The sequence below is a fragment of the Streptomyces sp. NPDC051133 genome (assembly GCF_040682635.1).
Taxonomy (GTDB): Bacteria; Actinomycetota; Actinomycetes; order Streptomycetales; family Streptomycetaceae; genus Streptomyces.
In genome coordinates this window covers 42,950-65,448 of record NZ_JBFBBK010000003.1, presented here as the reverse complement: position 1 = coordinate 65,448, position 22,499 = coordinate 42,950, and the positions used below count along the sequence as shown (strand labels likewise).

Genomic DNA, 22,499 nt, shown 5'->3' with positions numbered 1-22,499 from the left:
GCGTCCGGTGACCTAGGGGGCCTCGTTTGGATCAGCCCGGGGCCGCGACGCCCGGCACGGCACCTCGCCGCGTTGTCGGACCACCCGAGTACGCCCAGTACGCGGGTGATCCTCCGCCTTGCGATGCACCGCACCGGACGCCGCGGCCTGATCCGACCTGATCCAAACGAAACCCCCTAGTTCCAGATCGTCCGGCGCGCCGGGCCCGCCCATCCTGGTGGGCACCCAGCCCGGGTCCACGGCATTGCTCAGCACTCCGGGTCGCAGGCGGGCCACCGCGGCCGCGAGCGTCGTGACGAACAGCTTGCTGTCGGCGTACGAGCCGGGCTCCGCGCCCCGCCAGTCGACGTGGTCGAGCGCGGAGCGCCCCTGGAAGTGGGAGCTGCTGCTCAGATAGACGTGTCGGCGCGGCCCGTGCAGGAGGGCCGTGAGCAGGTACGGGGCGATGATGTTGACCGGCATGACCGCGGGGCCGCTCCACACGCCGGCGTTGTGTATCACGGCGTCGAGAGGCGCGGCGTCGTTCAGTTCGGCGGCGATGCGCCGCACCGCGTCACGCTCCCTGAAATCGCCCAGGACGATGTCCGCCCCGCGGTCCACCAGTGCCTGAATGCCGGCTGCGCGCTCCTCATTGCGGGCGTGCACCACGACCTCGTGGCCGGCGGACAGCAGCGCGTCCGCCGCGGCCCGCCCCAGCCCGTCAGCAGAGCCCGTGACCAGGATCCGACTCACGATCGCACCGCTTCCCTCACGGTCGTAGCTCCTTGCCGTGCGCAGGTGGAAGAGAAGGGGCAGGGCTTTCATCCGGTCGTGGGCTGCTGCGCGGGCGCCGGGGCCTCGTGCGTGGCGGCCCAGGAGGCGAGCAGGCGCAGGCCCTCCTCGGACGCCGAACCGGGCTCGGCGGCGTAGATGGTCAGGGTCAGGCCGGGCTCGGCGGCCAGCTCAAGGCCCTCGAAGGCGAGCGTGAGCTCCCCGACGACGTCGTGGTGGAAGCGCTTCGTCCCGGTGCCGTGGTGGCGGACGTCGTGGGCACCCCACCGGGTGCGGAACTCCTCGCTCCGAGTGGACAGTTCACCGACGAGGTCGTGCAGGTCCTTGTCGTACGGGTTGCGGCCGGCCTCGGTGCGCAGAATGGCCACGGCCACGTCGGCGAACAGGTCCCAGTCCGGGTAGAAGCGCCGGGAGGCGGGGTCGAGGAACTGGAACCGCGCGAGATTCGCCTGGTTGCCGGGCGTGGCGTAGATGTCGCGGTAGAAGGCGCGGGCCAGCTGGTTCGTCGCGAGGAGGTCCATGCGCCCGTTGCGCACGAAGGCAGGCCCCGCGGTGATCGCGTCGAGCGTCCACTGCAGGCTGCGGTGGAGCTTCCACTGATCCTTGGCGCGTCGGCGCCGGGGGCGGGTGAGGGCGTCGGAGCCGTCGGCCGCCTGTGCCAGATTCAGCAGGTGGGCACGTTCGGCGTCGTCCAGCTGCAGCACGCGCGCGACCGCTTCGAGGACGGCGGGGGAGACACCGGCGAGGCTGCCCCGTTCCAGTTTGGCGTAGTACTCGACGCTCATGTCGGCCAGGGCCGCGACCTCGCTGCGCCGCAGGCCCGGCACCCGGCGCCGGGGCCCGGCGGGCAGTCCGGCCCGCTCAGGGCTGATCTTGGCGCGCCGCGACGTCAGGAACTCGCGGACCTCATCACGGTTGTCCATGTCTCGACCGTACGGCTCGCACACCGCCGGAGCGATGTACTGCCGGTACACCCCTTGTCCGTGACTCCCCGTCCGCACGAAAGAGCGGTTACCTGGATGACGTGGCGCTCGACGGCTGCCCCCACGAGGGCGGACGGAGCGCTCGGCCCCGGGACCGCGGCGCGACTTCGCCACCGTCACCGGGCCCGCCACCGCAGTCAGCGGCCGGCCGGCGTACCGACCTGTGCACCGGCCGCCACAGTACGTAAGGAACCCCTCTCATGCGCGGAGCAGTGATCCACGCCCCCGGCGATGTGCGCTTCGAGACCGTGGACGACGCGAAGATCCTCAAGCCGACCGACGCGATCATCCGGACGGCCGTGACCTGCGTGTGCGGCTCGGACCTGTGGCCGTATCGCGGCGCGGAGCCGACCGAGCGCGCCCACCCGATGGGCCACGAGTACGTCGGCTTCGTGGAAGAGGTCGGAGCCGAGGTCACGGCGGTCAGGCCGGGGCAGTTCGTCGTCGGCTCCTTCGCGACCTCGGACAACACGTGCGCGAACTGCCGTAACGGCTTCCAGTCCAGCTGCCTGAACCGCGAGTTCATGAGCACCTGCCAGGCCGAGTACGTGCGTATACCCAACGCCCAGGGCACCCTGGTCGCCACCGGCGAGGTGCCCGGCGAGGAGTTCTGGCCCGGCCTGCTGGCCGTCTCCGACGTCATGGGCACCGGGTGGTACGCCGCCGAGGCCGCCGAGGTGACGCCCGGCTCCACCGCCGTCGTCGTCGGCGACGGCGCGGTCGGCCTGTGCGCGGTGCTCGCGGCCAGGGAGAGGGGCGCGGAGCGCATCATCGCCATGTCGCGCCACGAGAGCCGGCAGAAGCTCGCCGTGGAGTTCGGTGCCACCGACATCGTCACCGAGCGCGGCGAGGAGGGCGTCGCCCGGGTCAAGGAGCTGACCGGCGGCATCGGCGCGGACAGCGTCCTGGAGTGCGTCGGCACCGCCCAGGCCATGCAGCAGGCCCTGCGCTCGGCCCGGCCCGGCGGCAACGTCGGTTTCGTCGGCGTCCCGCACGACGTCGCCGTCGACGGACAGGAACTGTTCTTCTCCCACGTCGGTCTGCGCGGCGGCCCCGCGCCCGTGCGCCGCTACCTGCCCGACCTCATCGACCGCGTCCTCACCGGCCGCATCGACCCCGGCAAGGTCTTCGACCTCACCCTCCCCCTGGACCGGGTGGCCGAGGGCTACCAGGCCATGGACGAGCGCCGCGCGATCAAGGCGCTGCTCAAGCCGTGACCACCAGGGCCGGACACGACCCCGGCCAAGACAGCCAGGACATCCCAGCCGGCCAGGACATCCCAGCCGGCCAAGACGGCCAAGACGGCCAAGCCGGCCAAGACGGCCAAGACGGCCAAGACGGCATCGGAACGACAGGAAGCCCCATGGAGTTCATCAAGTCCCAGTCCACCAGCAAGGCGCCGGCCGACCGGTTCACCGGAGACGTCTGGTGGGACGTCATCGTCGCCGGTCGGGAACCCTCCAGGATGCGGGCGAACCTCGTCCGTTTCTCCCCCGGCGCCCGCACCAACTGGCACTCGCACGCCGTGGGCCAGACCCTGCACGTGGTCTCCGGCATCGCCCTGATCGGCACCCGCGACGGCACCGTCCTCGAAGCACACCCCGGTGAAACCGTCGGCTGCCCGCCCGACGAAGAGCACTGGCACGGTGCCGCCCCCGACCGTTTCATGGAACACATCGCCCTGTGGGAGGGCACCGGCGACGGCACCCCCGAGACCCGGTGGGCGGAGCCCGTCACCGACCCCCAGTACAGCGGCCCCCGCAGCCGCGACCAGTAACACCCGGCCCCTCGGAAAAACCGCCAAGGGCTGAGTCCCAGGCCCCCATCTCACCCCCGGTGGGTGAGGCAGGCCCCACCGTGCTGCCGGACGCTTGCTGCGGACCAGTGGGTGACGGACGCCTACCCACGGTGCGTCGGCGCGACGAGGGAGATCATGTGAACCGGTATCCGCCTATCGCCGAGCACGGCATGGTCGGTGATCTTCAGACCGCCGCCCTGGTGTCCTCCGGTGGAATCATCGACTGGTGGTGCACCCCGCGCTTCGATTCACCCAGCGTCTTCGCCTCGCTGCTGGACAGTGAGCGCGGAGGGCACTGCCGTCTCGCTGCGGAATACCCGGACGGGAACGGGATCCCGGTCCGGCAGCTGTATCTGTCCGACACCGCCGTCCTGGTCACCCGCTTCATGACCCCCGACGGCGTCGGCGAGGTGGCCGACTTCATGGTGCCCCTCGACTCGTCGGCACCGCAGGACAGGCACACCCTGGTGCGGGTCGCACGGGTCGTCCGGGGCAGTCTGCCCTTTGCCCTCACCTGCCGCCCGCGCTTCGACTACGGCCGCGCCCCGCACACGCTCACCCAGGAAGACGAGCACTACGTCCGCTTCCACGGCCCGGGGGCGGATCTGCATCTGCAGTCCACCACCGGCATTCCGCTGCGCCCGGACGGCAGCGACATCACCGCCCGCTTCACCCTGTCGGCCGGCCAGGCGGCCGCGGTGGTGCTGACGAGCGCGGCGAGCGACGGTCCCGCCCCGCAGCGCCCTTCTCTGGAGCAGGTCGCCGACGACTTCGAGGCGTGCCGGGCCTTCTGGCTGTCCTGGCTGCGGCCCTGCACCTACCGCGGCCGCTGGCAGGACGTCGTGAACCGCTCGGCGATCACGCTCAAGCTGCTCACGTACGCCCCGACCGGGGCACCCATCGCCGCTGCCACCATGGGACTGCCCGAGCAGATCGGCGGGGAACGCAACTGGGACTACCGCTACACCTGGATCCGTGACGCGGCGCTCTCCGTCAGGACACTGATCGATCTGGGCTTCCACGAGGAGGCGCACGCTTTCCGTCACTGGCTGCGCGAGCGTATCGAGGCCGGCAGCACGGCCTCGGGCGATCCCCTGCAGATCATGTACCGCGTCGACGGCGATCCCCACCTGACCGAGGAGATCCTCGACCACCTGGAGGGCTATCAGGGCTCACGCCCGGTGCGCGCGGGCAACGCCGCTGCGGACCAGCTCCAGCTCGACATCTACGGCGAGGCGTCGGACGCCCTGATCGTCGGACGCGACATCGGTGCGATCCGCGGCTGGAAGGCGCTCAGCGACGTCCTGGACTGGCTCGCCGACCACTGGGACCAGCCGGACGAAGGCATCTGGGAGACCCGGGGCGGCCGTCAGAACTTCACCTACAGCCGGTTGATGACCTGGGTGGCGTTCGACCGCGGCATCTACGCGGCCAAAGGGTTCTCCCGCCCGGCCGACGTCGCACGCTGGACCTCTGCCCGGGACACCGTCTTCCGGCAGATCGTCGAGCAGGGCTGGCACGAGCAGCGGCAGGCCTTCGTGCAGCACTACGACACCGACGTCCTGGACGCCTCCCTGCTGCTCATGCCGAAGGTCGGTTTCCTCTCACCACGCGATCCCGACTGGCTCAGCACCCTCGACGCCATGGACGAGGAACTGGTCAGCGACAGCCTCGTCTACCGCTACGACCCTACGGCGTCCCCGGACGGTCTGCGCGGCTCGGAGGGCACCTTCAACCTGTGCAGCTTCTTCTACGTCGAGGCACTCGCCCGCAGCGGCAGGCTCAACCAGGCCCGGCACGCCTTCGACAAGATGCTCACCTACGCCAACCACGTCGGCCTGTTCGCCGAGGAGATCGGCCCCTCGGGCGAACAACTGGGCAACTTCCCCCAGGCGTTCACCCACCTAGCCCTGGTCACCGCGGCCATGGCGCTGGACGAAGAACTGAGCAGGACCGAGGCCAGGCCCCGAACGGGCGATCACAGACATCCCGCAACCCATGGCCTGACGGTGCCCGCCGAGGGCGTCCAAGGGGGCGACGCGCGTGGTTGAGACGGCCGAGCGGCGACAGCCGGCAGGGCAGGGACGCGTGCTGGCAGCGCTGGCCCTCGCTCAGTTCATCTGCAGCTTCGCCGGCTCCAACATGAACGTGATGATCAACGACATCAGCAAGGATCTGGACACCACGGTCCAGGGCGTACAGGTAGCGATCACCGTCTTCCTGCTGGTGATGGCGGCACTGATGATCCCGGGCGGCAAACTGACCGACCGCTACGGCCGCAAGCGCTGCTTCCTGACCGGCCTCATCGTGTATGCGATCGGCGCCCTGATCAGCGCGGTCTCTCCGGGCCTCGGCGTGCTCATCCTCGGCAACTCCATCCTCGAAGGCATCGGCACCGCCCTGCTCATCCCGCCCGTCTACATCCTCACGACGCTCCTCTACCCGGACGTGACCTCCCGCGCCCGTGCCTTCGGCGTCATCATGGCGCTCGGCGGCATCGGCGCCGCCGCCGGACCGCTGATCGGCGGCCTCATCACCACAGGCATCAGCTGGCGCGCCGCCTTCGTCTTCCAGGCCCTGGTCATCGCGGTGATCGTCGTACTCAGTCGCCGTATCGTCGATCCGCTCCCGCCGGATCCGACCCGCTCCTTCGACACCGCCGGTGCGGTTCTGTCCGCCGTCGGTCTCGTCCTGGTGGTCATGGGCATCCTGGCCGCGGACAACAACGTCTGGCTCATGATCGCCCTCCTGGTCCTCGGCGGCCTCGTGCTCTGGTGGTTCCTCCGCTCCGTGCGCGCCAAGGAAGCCTCCGGCCGAGAACCGCTGCTGTCGCTCGGCCTGTTCCGTAACCGCACGTCCAACCTCGGCCTCGTCACCCAGAACATCCAATGGCTGCTGCTGATGGGCTCGTCCTTCACGGTCGCGGCGTACCTCCAGGTCGTACGCCACTACGACGCCATCCAGACCGGTGTCATCTTCACCGCCGCCACCCTGGGGCTGCTGGTCACGTCCCTGTCCGCCGAGCGACTGGCCGCACGGTACCCCCAGCGCACGCTCATCATGACCGGCTTCGTCGTGTGCATCACCGGCGTGGTCGTCCTGGTCGCCCTGGCCGCCGCCTTCTCGACGGCCTGGGCCTTCGTCCCCGGACTCCTGCTGATCGGACTCGGACTGGGCGTCATGCTGACTCCGTCGGTCAACGTCGTGCAGTCGAGCTTCTCGGAGGAGCAGCAAGGGGAGATCTCGGGCCTGTCCCGCAGCGTGTCGAACCTCGGCTCCTCCTTCGGGACGGCCATCGCCGGCACCATCCTGGTCTCCGGACTGACCAAGGGGGCGTACGCCGCAGCGATGATCGCCCTGGCCGTCCTGGGCCTCGGCGGCCTCCTCGCGGCGGTACGCCTTCCCCGGCAGACGGGCCCCACCCCGGTGCACGTCCCGCACAGCACGGCACCGCAGCCGCACGCATAGCCGCCGCAGGATGCCCCCGCACGTACAGCCGCCGCACGCGCCCGCGGCCGTGGTGACGGCACCTACAGATCTGCCGGGCGGACGAACCCGTAGGCGCGCTCGACCCTGGCCACGTGGAGCGAGAACGAGGCATACCAGTGCTCGCGTCCGTGCGCACGGGCCAGGACGTGCTCCGCGTGGTTCCGCCAGGCGGCGATCGCGTCCTCGTCCCTCCAGTACGACACCGTGATCCCCAGGCCGTCCGCACCGCGAGCGGCATCGACACCGAGGAATCCCGGCTGGTCGGCGGCCAGTTCCAGCAACCGCTCGTCCGTCTGCGCGTAGCCGTTGTCGCCGGCGGTCCGCACGGCGGTGAACACCACGGCGTAGTAGGGCGGGTCGGGCAGCGACGCGGGCGGTGCGCGACGCGCCATGGTGGGTGAACGGGGTGGTCCCCAGGGTGGAGGGGGCTTCGGTCCAGCGGGGGAGCGGGGTGCGCCTGGGGGTCGATGCGGAGGAGCGTGGGGCGCCGGAGGATCGGAATTCCCGGCGGAGGGAGACATGGTGGAGCGTTGGGACCGGATCGGGCGTGCGGCGGGGTACGGCGCGGCGGCGGCCCTTGCGCCGTATCTGGTGATCAAGGTGTCGTGGGTGGTCGGTTCGTTACTGGGGCTGCTGCCGGTGGGGCGGGGGTTCAGCCTGGGCGGGTGGCTGGTGCTCAACACCGTCACGATCGCAATGGCCGCGGCCGGGATCACGCTGGGGCTGGCGCTGGTGCGGCCGTGGGGGATGCGGATCCCGGGCCGGCTGGTGGTGTTCTTCGCCTGGGTCGGGTCGGGATTCCTGGTGTCGATCCTGCCGTTCGTGGTCGTCGGCGCGCTGGTGAGCTCGGGGGCGGGGGGTTCGGGAGATTCCGGAGGGTCGGGAGGTGATCCGGCGATGCCGGGCTGGGAGGCGACGCTGGTCCAGTGCAGCTTCGTGGGAACCGGAATCGCGCTGGCCATCGCGCTTCCCGCCTATCTGTGGCGGCGCTGGCCCCACGCGCTGCGCCCGCCGGAGCGGCCCCGCACCCGCGCTTCCTCGGGGCCGAGGTGGCCCGCTGTGACCGGTGCCGCGACCGGCCTGGCCTGGCTTTACTGGGCGGCCGGTGGCTCCCAGGGCATCGCGCACGGCGATGAGCGGTCGGCCGGCTGGCGTGTGCTGGTCGCAGTGAGCGCGTTCTGGGCTCTCGCCGCGTCCGCCGCCGCACTGGCACTCATCCGGCGCCGGCCGACCGGGTTGCCGTATCCGCTCCTGCTCGCGTCGGCGTGGCTGGGATCGGGCTCGATGTTCGCGTGGAGCGGCTGGAGGCTGCCGGCCACGGTGTACGTGGCACTGGCGCACCCGAGCGACGTCGGCTACCCGGAGAACGTCGCGGTCGCCGTGGCACTGCACATCACGGCCGTGCTGACGGGAGCGGGAATCATGCGGACGCTGGTCCCCGGCGAGCGCAGGCGGATGAGCGTGCCCGGCAACGCCCAGCGGTCCGCCCAGCGGGTGAGCCGCCGCCCGTGAAGGACGAAGCGCTCCCGGAGGGGGACCGCAGCGACGAGGGACCGGGGACGAGGAATGCAGGGACGAGGGGCGTGTCAGAGCGCTGGTGGGCCCGCCTCGACACGGCGCAACACGGGCAGCAGCCGGTCCAGGTCGGGGCCGGTCTGGATCTGCCGCTCGTCCCACCAGGTGGCGCCGGCGTCGTGCAGGGGACCGATCACGTCCTTGGCCTTCGCCGCCTCCGGGGGCGTGGCACCACCGAGCACGAACTCGAAGGGACGCGCTGCCTCGACCGTACGGTGCCTGCGTACGTAGCCGACCAGTTCCCGCACCTCCGTCACATCGGGCACATGGCCATGCCGGGCCGTTTCGAACAGCGGCACCGCACCGTCCCACCGAGCCGCCCGCCGCATGGGCGCTCCACGCGGCCAGAACCCGCCGATCCACACCGGCGGACCAAGCTGCTGCACGCTGCCGGGCAGCAGTGTCACGTCCCGGACCTCGTAGTGCCGACCGTGGTGGTTCACCGGTTCGCCGGACCAGAAGCGCGTCAACAACTGCAGTCCCTCGTCCAGCCGCTCTGCCAGGACGCGTGGCTCGGCGGCGTCGCCGAAGCTGCGGTACTCGTCGTCGATCGGACCGCCCAGACCGGCGGCGAAGATCACCCGGCCGCCGCTGAGATGGTCCAAAGTGGCCACTTGACGGGCCAGTTGCTGCGGACGGTACCGGGGGACCGGCGTCAGCAGGGTGCCCAGTCGGATCCGTGAGGTCGCCAGCGCGGCGGCGGTCAGCAGCATCCAGGGATCGCCGAAGGGACGCCCCTGGTGCTGTCGGTGCAGGACGTGGTCCCAGACGAAGAGCCCGTCCCAGCCCGCCTGTTCGGCGGCAGCGGCCACGGTCGCGACGTTACGGGGATCGGCGAAGTCACCGAAGTTCGGGACGTTGATGGAGAAGCGCATCCCAGCAGCATGCGCAGGCGGCCGCGAAGTGGGCAATCAGATTTGGAACCAGGCGGCTGCACGGCAGCAGGCGCGAGACCGTACGCAACCTGCAGGCGCGGAGACGCCCGTCGAGGCGCCCGAAGCGGCGTCACCCGGCACCTGCGGGCCCACCGGTCCGGTCCAGGACGTGTCCGACGGATCGGGTACGGCCCGGCCGGGCGGGCGCGGCCCCGGCCTCTCTATCTCGAACCTGCGTTGTTTCTAGAATGGCCTGGTGGAGGACATCGACGCGATCGCGGCGTTGCAGGACCCGGTCCGGCGCCGTCTGTACGAATACGTGGTGGCCCAGGGCCGTGAGGTCGGACGCAACGAGGCCGCCGAGGCGGCCGGGGTGGCGCGCACGCTCGCCGCGCACCACCTGGACAAGCTGACCGAGGCCGGGCTGCTGGAGAGCGGCAGCCGGCGGCTGACGGGCCGCTCGGGGCCGGGAGCGGGCCGGCCCGCCAAGGTGTACACGCGGGCGCGGGCCGAACGGGCGGTGTCATTGCCGGCCCGCGACTACCGCACCGCCGCCGAACTGCTCGCCGAGGCCGCCGAGCAGGCCGGGCTCGACGCCGGGCTCTGCACGGCCGCACGCCGCCGGGGCGAGGCCCTGCGCGGCTCGGCGGCGCCCTGCGCCGACCTCGACGAGGCCATGGCGATGCTGGCCGCCCGCGGCTACGAACCGCACCTGGAAGGCACCGAGGAGCTCCAGGACGCCGAAGGCGCCGAGGAGACGACCGGAGAGACCGGGGCGGTCGTGCGTATGCGCAACTGCCCCTTCCATGCTGTCGCCGAGCGCTTTCCCCCGCTCGTCTGCGGCATGAATCTCGCGCTGCTGGAGGGGTTGCTCGGTACGGACGGTCCGGTTCGCGCCCGGATGGACGCCCGGCCGGGGGAGTGCTGCGTGGTGGTCGAGCCTTCTAAAAACGATATTCATTGACATAGAAATGAGCCCATGCTGGGATGTGGCCATGACTGCATCCGTGCATGCTGCCCACCTCGCCCAGCTCAACGTCGCCACGCTGCGGCACCCGCTCGAAGACCCGCGCATGACGCCGTTCGTGGAGATGCTCGACCCGGTCAACGCCGCCGCCGACGGCGCGCCGGGCTTCGTGTGGCGGCTCGTGGAGGAAGGCGCGTCCGACGCCACCGCCCTGCGCCCGGCGGGGGAGGACGTCATCGTCAACCTGACGGTGTGGGAGACCCCGGAGGCGCTGTGGGACTTCACGTACCGCAGCGGGCACCTGGACGTGATGCGGCGGCGCCGCGAATGGTTCGAACGGCACGTCGAGGCGCACCTGGTCCTCTGGTGGGTCCCCGCCGGCCACGTCCCGACCGTCGGTGAGGCCCTGGAACGGCTGGCGGACCTGCGGGCGAATGGGCCCAGCCCGCGCGCGTTCACCTTCGCCTCGTCCTACACCGCGGTCGAGGCCGCCCAGCACCTTCAAGCCGTGCCGCAGGAGCAGCCGTAGCAGGTGCCCGACCGGTCCTGCCTGACTGGTCCTCACCGGAGCGTCGGCCGGATCTCGGGGAGGGCGGCCGGGCCCTCCCCGATGCGAACCTGCGCTCTGCTCCCACGGCTTCCCCGGCTAGAGGTCGGCCGTTTCTTCGGTGACGAGGTGGGCCGACATCTCTTCGTGGGTGGGCGGTGGCGGCAGGGTGCGGGTGTGTTCCGGCCGGAGTCCGTCGAGGAAGACGCCCAGGTGCCGGGTGGCGAGTGTGGCGGCCTGGCCGGGCGGAAGGTGGGGCAGGGGGCGGCAGATCAGCGCGGCGGTGGCGATCAGGTCCACCGCGGTGATGTCATGCCGAAGAGCCTCGCTGCCGCGCCCTTCGGCCAGGATGTCTTCCAGGGTGGCGGCGATCTGCTGTTGCAGCTCGCGGGCGTGCGGGTCGCTCGTCATGGGCCCGCCGATCAGGGGCAGGGACAGCAGCTCACGGTTGTCGATCATGCCCTGGAGGAAGGATTCCACGGCTGCGAGGGGATCCGTCTGCGCCGTCCTGCCCGCCGCACGGGCCAAGTCGAGGACAAGGCTGAAGCCATCCACCACGACCTGGCTGACCAACGCGTCGCGGTCGGGGAAGCGGCGGTACAGGGTGGCGATGTTCACGCCTGCCCGCCGGGCGATCTCATCCAGGGGCACAGCGGTCCCCGATTCGCGGAAGGCGGCGCGGGCCGCAGCCAGGATCTGGGCGCGGTTGCGCGCGGCGTCGGCCCGCAGCCGCGGCGCCGACCGCCCGCTCGGGGTGCTGGCAGTCACTTTCTACCTCTGCTGTTGTCGTCACCTGCGTGTGTGCCGAGGGTAACGCCCCCAGACTAAGTGAAGGATTTACTTCACTTAGGTGTTAGTGTCGCTGTGCCGGCGACGCGGCGCGCGGCGGCCACTCGGGTCGTGGGCGCCCGTCGCCGGACCGGACGACGCGAAGGGAAGAACTCCTCATGACAGCAGCGCACGGCAGGCGTTTCGAGGGCAAGGTGGCGGTGGTGACCGGTGGCAGCCGGGGTATCGGAGCAGCGGTCGCCACCCGTCTGGCGGCCGAGGGAGCGGCCGTAGTCATCGGCTACCGCGGCAATCAGCAAGCCGCCGACGAACTGGTCCGGTCACTGGTGGCCGAGGGCGGCCGAGCCATGGCGCTGCGCGCGGACGTGGCCGATCCCGAACAGACCGGGACCCTGATCGACCGGGCGGTCGCCGAGTTCGGACAGCTTGACGTCCTGGCCTCGTGCGCGGGCATCGAGCACTTCGACGCATTGCAGGACATCACCCCGGCCGACTTCGACCGTGTCTTCGCCGTGAACACCCGAGGCCAGCTCTTCGCGGTCCAGCACGCCGCCGCCCACATGGGGGTTGGCGGCAGAATCGTGCTCACCTCCTCGGTCAGCGCCTCCCGCGCCGTCTTCCACCACACCCTCTACGCCGCCTCCAAGGCCGCGGTGGAATCGATGGTCCTCAACCTCTCCGCCGAACTCGGACGGCGCGGCATCACCATCAACGCCATCGCCCCCGGCGGCACGGCCACCGACATGGCCGCGGAACACGGAGCCGGCTACCAGCACCCCCAACTGCGCGACACGATGCCGATGGAGCAGTGGCTGGCAGTCCACGGTGCGCTGGGACGCCTGGCCCAGCCGGAGGAGGTCGCGGCGGGCTACGCCTTCCTCGCCGGCGACGACGCCGCCTACATCACCGGCCGCACCCTGCCCCTGGACGGCGGCTTCTTCTAAGGCCGGCCGTCACCACCCACCGCGTCCCCCTCCACCGCGTCCCGCTCACGCCCACCAGCCCAGGCGTCCTATCGCTCGCCGCGCGTCAGCGGCAGACCCATCATGCACAACACCACGCCCACGGACCCGCGCACAGATGCCGCGGCGCCGAACCGGCCCACCACACCTCAGGGACCGGACTCATCTGCCGACCCTCACCCGGAACAGCCGGGGCGGCATCCCCGTCACGCGCTGATCGACACCGAGCCGCACATCGCCCCGCCCGTACTGGCCGCAGCCGCCGGAATCCGCAAGGCGATGACCGTCCCGGTGGTGACCGCCCTGGCGATCGGAACCATATTCGTGGCGGTCTACCTGGCTGCCTTCCACGCACCCACCGCACGTCACCAGGCATTGGGCATCGCCGCCAGTGATCAGGTCGCCGCCCGCACCGAACTCGCCCTGAACACCGCGGCACCGGACGCGTACGACTTCCACCGCTACACCAGCCCCGACGCCGCCCGGCACGCCATCGAACACGACGAGGTCCCGGCCGCCCTGGTGACCCGTGACCGCCGGCTGGTGCTGCTCGCGGCCGGCGCCCAGGGTCCGTCCGCCGTCTCCAGTCTCCAAGCCGCTGCCACGCGGGCGACGGGCCTCCCGGTGGCCGTCGACGACGTCGTACCGCTGGTGCCCGGCGATGCCCGCGGACTGTCGGTCTTCTACGCCTCCTTCGGCGTGGTCCTGGCCGGCTTCCTCTTCTCGGTCGCCTCCTACCAGATCGCCCCACGCCTCCCCTTGACCGCCCGCACGGTCTCCATGGTGGTCTTCGCAGCCGCCTCCGGACTCATGGTCGCCTTGATCGGCCACCAGTCCCTGGACGCGCTGCCCGCGTCGTTCATCACCGTCACCGCGATCGTGGGCCTGCTGGCGATGGCCACCGCGGCGGCGGCCTCAGTGCTGCTTCGGACATGCGGTCCACTCGGCATGCCGGTGGCCTCGGTGGTGCTGCTGATCTTCGGCAACGCGACCTCCGGAGGCATCCTCCCCCCGGCGTTCCTGCCATCGTGGCTGTCTCCCCTCTCCGAGGTCATGCCGCCGGCCGCCGCGGTACGTGCGCTGCGGAACACCGGATACTTCCACTCCGCGCATGTCACGAGTGCCGTCCTGACACTGATCGCGTGGACACTCGGTTGCCTGGCCCTCCAACTCACCCTCGACTTCTCGGCCGGCCGCCGAGCGGCCACAGCCGCCTGACGACGGGTCGTACGAAATCGAAGCGCAGCAGCGCCGACGCGCTGCGATACTGCCCCGATGATCACCGTGCCTACTGTCGTACTGGATTCGCTGCACGGGCTCGCGTTCGGCGACGCCTTCGGTGACCGCTGGTTCGGAATCCTGCGCCGGGACGGTCCGGCGAGCCTGGAGGCGCGGACGCTGCCCGCGGAACCGCTGTGGCGGTGGAGTGACGACACCGCCCAAGCGCTCGTTCTCGTCCGGGAACTCGCCGAGGGCGGCGGCACCGTGGACCAGGACCGCCTCGCGCTGCGCTTCGCGGCCGCCTACGCCGACGACACGCACCGCGGCTACGGAGCCTCGATGCATGACGTGCTCCGCCGGATCGGCGCGGGCGAGCCCTGGCGGGAGGTGGTCTCCGGACAGTTCGGCGGCCAGGGTTCCTGGGGCAACGGCGCGGCCATGCGCGCCGCCCCGCTCGGTGCCTGGCACGCCGCGGACCTCGATGCGGTCGCCGAGCAGGCCGCCCGCCAGGGCGCGGTCTCGCACCACCATCCGGAGGCAGTCGCCGCGGCGGTGGCGGTCGCCCTCGCCGCGGCGCTGGCAGCCCGTAGCCGGGGCGGGCACGCTCCGGCCAGGGCGGACTTCCTCCACGCAGTCGCCGAACGACTCCCCGACAGCGACGTCCGGTCGGGAGTGCGGATCGCGGCCCGGATGCCGGAACGCACCTCGGTCCGGCACGCCGCGGAGGTCCTGGGCTCCGGCTACCGGATGTCAGGGCCCGACACCGTCCCGTACGCCCTGTGGTGCGCGGCGGGGCACCTGGACGACCTGCACGAAGGCCTTTGGTTCACGGTCGCCGGGCGCGGCGACATCGACACCACCTGCGCTATGGCGGGCGGCGTGATCGCCGCCCGCACGGGCGTCACCGCCCTCCCCCCAGCCTGGCACGCAGCCTGTGAACCGCTGCCCCCGGTCGTGACGGAGTAGGAACTGCCCCCCACCGGTACGACACCCCACGGCTCGTCGAGCGACTCAACGCGGACTGGTACGGCCTCGCCCTCTCCTCGGGCCTTCTCGACCACCGGCGCCGGTTCCTCGTCCAGCTTCCCCAGGGCACCCGGACACACCAGGCCGCCCTGCGGAAACTGCACCGAGGCAGACAAACCGCGCCGACGGTCTGGACCCGCGTCCGGCTCCTGGAGCGCTGGGACATCACGGGCCGGGGCGCGGCATCGGCGTTCCTCGGGGTGCACAGGGGCCACCCGGGCTTCGCCATGATGGCTCTCGACAGCAGTGTGTACGTCTGCGCCTCGACGGGCGAACTCGGCGTCGACGTGCTGGCGGTGCGCCACCCGCACCGCTCCGAGAACATCCCGCGGCATCCACCCCATCAGACTGCTGACGGCGCGGCGCTGACACCTGACGTCGGCGTTCAACCGAGAGGCCGGCCTCTGAGAACGGAGATTTCAGTCAACCGAGGCCTGAGTGGCAGTGGCCATTGCAGTGCAGTTGCCGTCCAACCAGCGTCCTGGACTTCACTGGGATTCAGGCCGATGGTTCGGGACGAAGCAGTCGCCGCGTTAGGGTGCGCGGATGACCGTCGTCGCCCCCGCCTGTCCTGATTGCGGTCAGCCCATGAAGTCGGGCGGCTTGCTCCTCTCTCATCGGGAGGACGATGGCCAGCGGACCTGCCGGGCCCTATGGAGGTGCACGAGGCGGCATGTCTGGTGGCGCTGGGCCGACCGGCCGGATGTGCCTTTGGAGGTCTGCCCGGTGCCGGAACTGTTTCCCTGACCTCAACGCCTCCGGACGGCGGCAACACGCAGCGGCCAGTTGCGACACCGGTGCGCTGGGCAGCTGGCCGGGCAGCATGGTGCTGATTCAATTCCCCGACATGGCCGAGGCCCGCGCTTGGTACGCGTCCCCCGCGTATCAGGAGATCTTGCGCCTGCGGACCGATCACATCGACGGAGATCTCGTACTCGTGGAGGGCGTCGCTCCTGGATACGACTCGTGTGAACGTGCGGCGAAGCTGAGGGCGCAGGCGACCGGGGAGTGTGCGTAGTGCTCTGCGCAGGTGATCTCCGGCACCAGGACCTGCCTGGCTCATGCAGTCGCCAGTGGCTGCGATTCCCCCGGCGGCGATCCGGGTGTCGGTGACATCTCGCCAGTGATGAGCCATGCTTCCGAGCAGCGACCGCACGGACCCCCAGCGTCCGGCAAGCAGCGAGGAGAGGACCACATGAGCGAGCAGCCCGACCGGTACGAGCTGAGAGCGCGGCAGCTTCGCATCCTGGCCGGTCTCCATCGCAAGCGCGCCGACGAGCTCGACAGAGCGGCCGAGGCGGCACTGGCCACCCGTTCCATGCGCCGCCTGGCTGAGCTCCTCACCGAAGCAGAGGTGCGCGAGCTGGCGGAGCATCCCGACCTGGCGGAGCTGAACGTACAGCTGGAGGGCTTCTACGGGGAGGACGAGGAGCAACCCGGCGACGATCCCAGGGCGTGAGGCTCGTCGCCGCGCGGACGATCCGCTGCGGGGCCTCTCGGATCGCTGGGTGCCGATCGGCTCTGTGCCCTCGGTTTCGTGCCGGTGGCCGATCCGGCTGCGGCGGCCCGACGGGAAGCCGCCTCCCGGAGCCCGGTGACGTCGCGATTCCCCGCGATTCGGGTCCGGCCGGCCGGTTGGCCGGACCTGAATCGCATCGGCCGGCCCCGGCAGCCGGCAGGGCCGGGCACTGCCGTTGGGGCGGCGTCCTGCCCTAGAGGCGGCTGCCGGGCCCAAGGGCCCGGCAGCGAGGACGTACCCCCCCGGTTCCGGCTGCCGGACCTGCCCGACGGCACTCCGGCCGCCGAGCTGGTCCGCCGGGAAAAGACCTGGCGCATCGAGCACGACCGCCGGGAGGAAGAAACCTGGCGCATCGAGCACGGCTACCGCGGACTCGCGCACGACGACCTCGGCCGGTACCGGTCGCTACTGGAGCGGCCTTCGGGAACGAGGTCCGCTACGACCTGACGGAGTCCTGAGCGACGCTGTCCCGGCGCGCGGGGCCCAGCCGGACGGGGAGTTGCTGGTGTCCGTTGCTGATGAGGGAGGGCACCGGGCGCAGTTCCTCGGCCGGCACCGCGAGGGACAGGTCGGGGAAGCGGTCGAACAGCTGCCGGAGGGCTTCCGCGACCTCCAGCCGGGCCAGCGGGGCGCCGAGGCAGAAGTGCACCCCGTGGCCGAAGGCCAGATGGTCCTTGACCGTGCGGGTGATGTCGAAGGTGTCGGCGTCGTCGCCGTGCCAGTCGGGGTGACGGTTGGCGGCGCCGTACGAGGCGAGGATGGCCTCGCCCCGGGCGATGGTGCGTCCGTCGGACAGCTGGATGTCGGTGACGGCGTAGCGCAACGGCAGGTGCTTGACGGCGGGTTCGTGCCGCAGCGTCTCCTCCACCACGTCGTCCCAGCCGGCCTTGCCGGTGCGGACGAGGTCGAACTGGTCGGGGCGGGTCAGCATGGCGACGACGGCCTGGTCGATAACGTTGACGGTGGTCTCGTACCCGGCGCTGATCATCAGCAGCAGGGTGTCGCGGAGTTCCTCCGCGGTGAAGCCGGTGCCGTCCGACTCCTCGTCCCGGGCCGCGATGAGCAGCGAGGTCATGTCGTCGCCGGGAGCGGCGGCCTTGGTGGCGATCAGCTCGTCGAGGAGGGCGTACAGGCGGGCGCCGTTGGTCCCGGCCTCCTCCTGGGTGAGCGTGGTGTCGAAGACGCCGTCCACCAGCTTGCGGAAGTCCGTGCGCCGGTCCTCCGGTACGCCCATCAGGTGCCCGATCACGGCGATGGGCAGCGGGTAGGCCAGACGCTCGCGCAGGTCCACGATCTCGCCGGCGGGCAGCGCCGCGAGGTCTTCCACCAGTTCGGCGACCAGGGCCTCGACGGCCGGGCGCAGTTCGGCGATGCGGCGCGCGCTGAAGGCGGGGGCGACCATACGGCGCAGACGGCGGTGGTCGGCGCCGTACGCGGTGAACATGTTCTTCACCGCGACCCACAGGGCGAGCGGCCAGGTCGCGACCGCCTGCTCGAAGGCCGGCCAGTGCGCGCGTGCGTCCTTGGAAACGTCGGGGCTGGTCAAGAGCTGCTTGAGCAGGGCGGGGTCGGTGACCGCCCAGGCCTGGACGCCGAGGATGTCCACTTGCGTGGCGGGTCCCTGGGCGCGCAGGGTCTCGTGCTCCAGGTGCCGGGTGGCGCCGGTGGGGTCGAGGACGAGCGGAGTGTGCTGGGACATGGCCGTTCTCCTTAAGGACAGTGGTGGCGGTGTCGGACGGCAGCGGGGCTTCAGGCGACAGCGGGGAAACGGACGGGCAGCACTTCGAGCGCGCGGTGGAACGGGCCGGGCCGCCACACCAGATCCCGCACGGGACAGGCGAGATCGATCTCGGGAAGGGCGTCGAGCAGGCAGGCGACGGCCGTCTCGGCGATGATGTACGCGTGGGTACGGGCCGGGCAGGTGTGCGGACCGATGCTCCAGGACAGATGGGCGCGGTTGCCGGTGAGCGCGCCGGCGCCGAGCCCCCCGGTGACGGCCGGGTCGTTGTTGCAGGCGGCCATGGAGATGACGACGGGCTGGTGGGCGGGGAGCAGCACGCCCTCGACGTCGATCGGGTACGGCGGGTAGCTGATGCAGTAGTTGGCCATCGGCGGGTCGGTGTACAGGACCGTGTCGAGGGCCTCCCGAACCGGCTGCCCGGCGTGCAGGCCGGCCGAGAACTGCTCGTCGGTGAGGAGCCTGAGCACGGTGTTGCTGATCAGATTGGTCAGCGGCTCGATGCCCGCGCCGTACAGCGTGACGAGCTGGTGCGACATCTCCACGTCGTCCAGGCGGGCGCTGTGGGCGATCAGCCGGGAGGTGATGTCGTCGCCGGGGTGCTGCCGGCGGAGCGTCACGAGGTCGAGGACGGCCTGGCCGAGGATCTCGTTGCCGCGGGCGGCGATCTCGGCCTCCGCCTCGAAGATCTTCGCCATGCCGTCGGCGATGCGCATGCCGATCTCGTCCGGGCAGCCCAGCAGCGCGCTCAGCACCTGGAACGCGATGGGGAACGAGTACTGGGTGAGCAGGTCGGCCTGGCCGAGGTGGCGGAAGGCACCGATGGCGCCGGAGGCCACCTTCTCCACCAGGGCCCGCAGTTCGTGCTGGTCGACCGCCTGGATGCTCGCGGTGTTCGCCGCCCGGTAGCGGGTGTGCTCGGCACCGGACGAGCGCAGCGCGTTGGGGCGCCACTCCATCATCGGCCGTACCGGGCAGGTCTCGGGTATGTCCTGCTGCCAGATCCGCGGATCGGCGGGGAAGTGCAGGGGGTCGTTGAGGATGCGCCGGGCCTGGTGGAAGCCGATGACCAGGGTGGCGGGGACACCGGGAGCGAGATCCACGGGGACCAGCGGACCGTGGACGCGGCGCATGCGCTCGTACGCGGCGTGCGGGTCGTCGGCGAACTCGGCGGCGTAGAGCGGGACTCTGGCCGGGGGGCTCGCGATGCCGGGGCCGGGGGTGGTCATGGGCGGGGCTCCACAAGAGAGGCGGGGACGTGTCGGGTGGTCAGGTACTCGATGAGGGTGATGAGCGCGTACACACAGGAGCGGCGGTCCCGCGCGTCGCATTCGGTCAGTGGTGTGTCGGGCTCCAGCGCGAGCGCCTGCCGGATCTCCTCCAGGGGGTAGCGGGGCGCGTCGGGGAAGAGGTTGATGACGACGGCGTACGGCGTCTGCTGCTCCTCCAGCAGGGTCAGCACCTCGTGGCAGCCGTCGAGGTTCCTGGTGTCGGCCAGGACCACCGCGCCCAGGGCTCCCTCGGTGAGCCCTTCCCACAGGGGCCGGAAGCGGGTCTGGCCGGGGGTCCCGAACAGATAGAGCACCAGGCGGTCGTTGAGCAGGTGGATGCGCCCGAAGTCCATGGCGACGGTCGTGGTCGTCTTGTGCGGTGTGCCGCGCAGATCGTCCACGCCCACGCTCGCCTCGGTGATCGGCTCCTCCATGCGCAGCGGGGCCACTTCGGAGACGCTGCCGACGAAAGTGGTCTTGCCGACCCCGAACGCCCCGGCGACGACGATCTTCGCCGAGCGGTTCACGGCGGGGGCCACATAGTGGACCGCCGGCCGGTCAGACCAGTTCGCGTAGTCCACGCAGCACCTCCTGGAGCAGGTCGAGTCCGGGGCGGCCCTCCTGAACGGGGGCCGGGCTGGTGAGATGGCCGCTGTCCATCAGGGCGGAGACGAGGATCCGTACCGTCGAGGGCGGCAGCTCCAGCGCGGCGGCGATGTCCGCCACGGCCAGGCCGCCCCGCCCGCCGGCGAAGAGGCGCATCACCCTGCGGGCGTCCGGCGCCAGCCTCTCGGTGGGACCGGACGCGGCGATGACCACCGTCTCCAGGCGCACGTCACGGCTGGGCCGGTTCTGTCCGCCGGTGCGGACGTAGGGCCTGATCAGGTCCGGGTCGTGCCGCGGACCACTCACGTCGCGGTGCCGCCTTCCGAGACAGGACGCCGGTCCCCGACCTCCAGCTCGTGGCCGAGCCGGGTCGCCAGCCGCACCATGTGGTGGCTGATCAGGCCGACGTCGGCGTCGGGGCCGGTCGTGACGACCGAGAGCATCGAGTTCCGGGCGGCCGTGGTGGTCAGCCCGATGCGGCCCTGCGACTCGATCAGCAACTGGCACATGCCCTTGCCGCCGACGTGCTCGTCCCACGCCTTGCCGGCCGCGCGCAGCGAGGCGGTGAGGGCGGCGAGCTTCTCCGCGTCCTCCTGGCCGATCGTCTGGGTGCGGGCCTGCAGGAGGCCGTCGCTGCTCATCAGCACGGCGTACTCGACGCCCTCGACGGCGCCGATCTCCTGGTCGAGCAGCCACCCAAGGCTGTTGCTGTGCGTGTCACGCATGGTCAGTTTCCTTCGGTGGATCCGGTGTTTTCCTGGGTCTGGCGTCCCTGTCGGGTGCCCGCCGCCCAGGCGGCGGCGACGCTGGGCCGCCCGGGCACGGCCGGTGGCTCCGGCGTCGAGGGGGCGGTGCCACGCGGCCGCGCAGGGCGTTGGCGGACGGTCAGCCCGCTGGCGGTGGTCGCGGCGGGCGCCGGGGAGCCGGAATCCGCGGTGGCGGGTACGGCGGCGGGCTCGAGCGCTGCGGCGGGCCGGGGCGCGGCGGTGGACCGGGACGGGGCGGCGGGACGGGACGCGGCGGCACGGGCTCCGGCCGGCTGGGCCCCGCCGGGGGAGAAGAACAGGAGGTTCTTCGGCAGCACCAGGACGGCCCGGGTGCCCTGGTAGATGTTCGGCGCGGTCAACTCGACCCGGAAGCCGTAGTTCTCGGCGAGCAGGGAAGCGACGCGCAGGCCCGTCTGCGGATGTGCGCCCAGCCGCGTGATGTCGTCGCGCTGCTTGCCGGACATGATGTCGCTGGCCCACAGCAGCCGTTCGTCGTCCATGCGCAGACCGGCGTCGTCGACGATCAGGAAGCAGGCGTGATGCCCCTCCTCCACCGAGACGTGCACGCGGGCGGCCGGCGGTGAGTACCGCAGGGCGTTGTCCAGCAGCAGCGCCAGGGTGTGTACGACGGCCTCGACCGCCCGGCTCTCCACCGCGATGGTGTCCGACTCGTGGTGCTCCACCCGCTGGTAGCCCTCGATGCGGCCCATGGCGGCGCGGATCACGTCGGTCAGGGAGGTGCGCGGCCAGCGCCTGGAGAGCTTGTCGCCGGCCAGGACGGCGTAGCCCTGCGCGGTCAGCAGCATCTGCTGGGCGATGTGGTCGATGTGCACCAACGTCGCGTACGCCTCGTCGTCCTGGTGGGAGCGCACGCCCTTGCTGATCTCCCGGCTGAGCCGGGCCGCGCGTGCCACCACGCTGGAGGCGAAGCTGCGCACGGCCGCGCGGGTCGCCTGCTGCGACTCCCGGCGCGCCTTCTCGACTTCCTGCTCCGCGGCGGACCGGACCTCGGCGACGCGGTGGTCGGCGGCGGCCTGTGCGGCCTGTCGTACGTGTGCCACGACGGCGACCGCCTGCCCCGTCACCTCGTGGAGCCGGCCGGCGAGGGGGGTGTGGGCCAGCGGCCCGGGCAGGGCGAGGCCGGCTCCGTGCTGCCGGTCGGGCAGGGTGCCGGCACCCACCGCGGGCAGCACCTCCGCGGCCAGCTGTCCGAGGACGTGTTCCACCGCACGCAGCTGCTGGGTGAGCTGGTCGGTACGGCCCTGGAGCTGGTCGGCCCTGCCGCGCTCGCGCCGGTACGCGCCGCGGAATCGCCACGCGGTCGCACCGGCCCCCAGAGCGACCGCGCTACTCGCGGCCAGTATCAGATCGGTCATCAGGTCCTCTCCAGCGTGTCCGACGCAACGCACGAAAGCAGTGGTCTGGATGCGGGCATGACAGGCCAGCAGTCGCATGACCGCCCGGCAAGGCGTCGTGTACGACAACGGGCCACGGGCGTGAGGGAGTCGGAGCGGAGGGGCCTGCCGGCTAAGGCGGGGTGAGCGGCGGGCACGGTGTCCTCCGGGTACGCGGTCATGTCGTCCAGCAGAGTGTTC

General features: G+C 71.4%; 22 protein-coding genes and 1 pseudogene. 12 read left to right on the top strand and 11 right to left on the bottom strand.

Features of this window, described 5'->3' with window-relative positions; translation table 11 throughout:
- Positions 1 to 12: 12 nt before the first annotated feature.
- Complete coding sequence (locus tag AB0N17_RS04645; protein ID WP_366009642.1) at positions 13 to 804, bottom strand: SDR family NAD(P)-dependent oxidoreductase; 792 nt, start codon at positions 802 to 804, stop codon at positions 13 to 15.
- Positions 801 to 1,694: a helix-turn-helix transcriptional regulator gene (locus tag AB0N17_RS04640; RefSeq protein ID WP_366009641.1), complete on the bottom strand. Its 894-nt coding sequence runs from the start codon at positions 1,692 to 1,694 to the stop codon at positions 801 to 803. The genes AB0N17_RS04645 and AB0N17_RS04640 overlap by 4 nt, the downstream gene beginning before the upstream one ends.
- 260 nt (positions 1,695 to 1,954) lie before the next feature.
- Here AB0N17_RS04640 and AB0N17_RS04635 point away from each other — a divergent pair, with 260 nt between their 5' ends.
- From AB0N17_RS04635 to AB0N17_RS04620, 4 genes are all read left to right on the top strand, one after another.
- Positions 1,955 to 2,971 carry a zinc-dependent alcohol dehydrogenase family protein gene (locus AB0N17_RS04635; RefSeq protein WP_366009640.1) on the top strand — a complete coding sequence of 339 codons (1,017 nt, stop codon included), beginning with the start codon at positions 1,955 to 1,957 and terminating at the stop codon, positions 2,969 to 2,971.
- 146 nt (positions 2,972 to 3,117) lie between these two features.
- Positions 3,118 to 3,531 carry a cupin domain-containing protein gene (locus AB0N17_RS04630; RefSeq protein ID WP_366009639.1) on the top strand — a complete coding sequence of 138 codons (414 nt, stop codon included), beginning with the start codon at positions 3,118 to 3,120 and terminating at the stop codon, positions 3,529 to 3,531.
- Positions 3,532 to 3,689: 158 nt separating this feature from the next.
- Positions 3,690 to 5,603 carry a glycoside hydrolase family 15 protein gene (locus AB0N17_RS04625; RefSeq protein ID WP_366009638.1) on the top strand — a complete coding sequence of 638 codons (1,914 nt, stop codon included), beginning with the start codon at positions 3,690 to 3,692 and terminating at the stop codon, positions 5,601 to 5,603.
- Positions 5,596 to 7,020, top strand: coding sequence for an MFS transporter (locus AB0N17_RS04620; RefSeq protein ID WP_366009637.1), 1,425 nt, complete (start codon positions 5,596 to 5,598; stop codon positions 7,018 to 7,020). The genes AB0N17_RS04625 and AB0N17_RS04620 overlap by 8 nt, the downstream gene beginning before the upstream one ends.
- Positions 7,021 to 7,082: 62 nt before the next feature.
- Here AB0N17_RS04620 and AB0N17_RS04615 read toward each other — a convergent pair whose 3' ends face one another.
- Positions 7,083 to 7,433, bottom strand: a complete 351-nt coding sequence (locus tag AB0N17_RS04615) for an antibiotic biosynthesis monooxygenase (RefSeq protein ID WP_366009636.1) — start codon at positions 7,431 to 7,433, stop codon at positions 7,083 to 7,085.
- Positions 7,434 to 7,560: 127 nt separating this feature from the next.
- On the opposite strand from AB0N17_RS04615, the gene AB0N17_RS04610 reads away from it, so the two are divergent.
- Positions 7,561 to 8,553 (top strand): hypothetical protein, encoded by a 993-nt coding sequence (locus AB0N17_RS04610; RefSeq protein WP_366009635.1) that lies wholly within the window; start codon positions 7,561 to 7,563, stop codon positions 8,551 to 8,553.
- A 74-nt stretch (positions 8,554 to 8,627) separates the two neighbouring features.
- On the opposite strand, the gene AB0N17_RS04605 is transcribed toward AB0N17_RS04610, so the two are convergent.
- Complete coding sequence (locus AB0N17_RS04605) at positions 8,628 to 9,491, bottom strand: LLM class flavin-dependent oxidoreductase (RefSeq protein ID WP_366009634.1); 864 nt, start codon at positions 9,489 to 9,491, stop codon at positions 8,628 to 8,630.
- Positions 9,492 to 9,747: 256 nt separating this feature from the next.
- On the opposite strand from AB0N17_RS04605, the gene AB0N17_RS04600 reads away from it, so the two are divergent.
- A complete protein-coding gene (locus AB0N17_RS04600; protein ID WP_366009633.1) occupies positions 9,748 to 10,455 on the top strand; it encodes a helix-turn-helix domain-containing protein in 708 nt (235 codons plus the stop codon).
- A gap of 31 nt (positions 10,456 to 10,486) precedes the next feature.
- On the top strand, positions 10,487 to 10,987 hold the full coding sequence (locus AB0N17_RS04595; RefSeq protein ID WP_366009632.1) for a DUF3291 domain-containing protein: 501 nt from the start codon (positions 10,487 to 10,489) through the stop codon (positions 10,985 to 10,987).
- A 117-nt stretch (positions 10,988 to 11,104) separates the two neighbouring features.
- Here AB0N17_RS04595 and AB0N17_RS04590 read toward each other — a convergent pair whose 3' ends face one another.
- Positions 11,105 to 11,773, bottom strand: coding sequence for a TetR/AcrR family transcriptional regulator (locus AB0N17_RS04590; RefSeq protein WP_366009631.1), 669 nt, complete (start codon positions 11,771 to 11,773; stop codon positions 11,105 to 11,107).
- 179 nt (positions 11,774 to 11,952) lie between these two features.
- On the opposite strand from AB0N17_RS04590, the gene AB0N17_RS04585 reads away from it, so the two are divergent.
- The 5 genes and pseudogenes from AB0N17_RS04585 (at position 11,953) to AB0N17_RS04565 (ending at position 16,462) form a co-directional block, all read left to right on the top strand.
- A complete protein-coding gene (locus tag AB0N17_RS04585) occupies positions 11,953 to 12,738 on the top strand; it encodes an SDR family oxidoreductase (RefSeq protein WP_366009630.1) in 786 nt (261 codons plus the stop codon).
- Positions 12,739 to 12,840: 102 nt separating this feature from the next.
- The gene (locus tag AB0N17_RS04580) at positions 12,841 to 13,974 is read left to right on the top strand and encodes an ABC transporter permease (protein ID WP_366009629.1); all 1,134 of its coding nucleotides are present in this window, start codon (positions 12,841 to 12,843) and stop codon (positions 13,972 to 13,974) included.
- A gap of 57 nt (positions 13,975 to 14,031) precedes the next feature.
- Positions 14,032 to 14,943: an ADP-ribosylglycohydrolase family protein gene (locus AB0N17_RS04575; RefSeq protein ID WP_366009628.1), complete on the top strand. Its 912-nt coding sequence runs from the start codon at positions 14,032 to 14,034 to the stop codon at positions 14,941 to 14,943.
- 865 nt (positions 14,944 to 15,808) lie between these two features.
- Positions 15,809 to 16,021, top strand: a pseudogene (locus tag AB0N17_RS04570) (DUF1330 domain-containing protein); the annotation flags it as partial.
- A gap of 177 nt (positions 16,022 to 16,198) precedes the next feature.
- Positions 16,199 to 16,462, top strand: a complete 264-nt coding sequence (locus AB0N17_RS04565; protein WP_366009626.1) for a hypothetical protein — start codon at positions 16,199 to 16,201, stop codon at positions 16,460 to 16,462.
- A 496-nt stretch (positions 16,463 to 16,958) separates the two neighbouring features.
- Here AB0N17_RS04565 and AB0N17_RS04560 read toward each other — a convergent pair whose 3' ends face one another.
- Genes AB0N17_RS04560 through AB0N17_RS04535 form a run of 6 tightly spaced genes read right to left on the bottom strand, consistent with a single transcriptional unit; the run spans position 16,959 to position 22,280 of the window.
- Complete coding sequence (locus AB0N17_RS04560; RefSeq protein WP_366009625.1) at positions 16,959 to 18,221, bottom strand: cytochrome P450; 1,263 nt, start codon at positions 18,219 to 18,221, stop codon at positions 16,959 to 16,961.
- Positions 18,222 to 18,271: 50 nt separating this feature from the next.
- Positions 18,272 to 19,489 (bottom strand): cytochrome P450, encoded by a 1,218-nt coding sequence (locus AB0N17_RS04555; RefSeq protein ID WP_366009624.1) that lies wholly within the window; start codon positions 19,487 to 19,489, stop codon positions 18,272 to 18,274.
- The gene (locus AB0N17_RS04550; protein WP_366009623.1) at positions 19,486 to 20,112 is read right to left on the bottom strand and encodes an ATP/GTP-binding protein; all 627 of its coding nucleotides are present in this window, start codon (positions 20,110 to 20,112) and stop codon (positions 19,486 to 19,488) included. Before AB0N17_RS04550 ends, AB0N17_RS04555 begins: the two co-directional genes overlap by 4 nt.
- Positions 20,090 to 20,443, bottom strand: a complete 354-nt coding sequence (locus AB0N17_RS04545; protein WP_366009622.1) for a DUF742 domain-containing protein — start codon at positions 20,441 to 20,443, stop codon at positions 20,090 to 20,092. Before AB0N17_RS04545 ends, AB0N17_RS04550 begins: the two co-directional genes overlap by 23 nt.
- The gene (locus AB0N17_RS04540; protein ID WP_366009621.1) at positions 20,440 to 20,862 is read right to left on the bottom strand and encodes a roadblock/LC7 domain-containing protein; all 423 of its coding nucleotides are present in this window, start codon (positions 20,860 to 20,862) and stop codon (positions 20,440 to 20,442) included. Before AB0N17_RS04540 ends, AB0N17_RS04545 begins: the two co-directional genes overlap by 4 nt.
- A 2-nt stretch (positions 20,863 to 20,864) precedes the next feature.
- Positions 20,865 to 22,280: an ATP-binding protein gene (locus tag AB0N17_RS04535; protein ID WP_366009620.1), complete on the bottom strand. Its 1,416-nt coding sequence runs from the start codon at positions 22,278 to 22,280 to the stop codon at positions 20,865 to 20,867.
- Positions 22,281 to 22,499 lie beyond the last annotated feature (219 nt).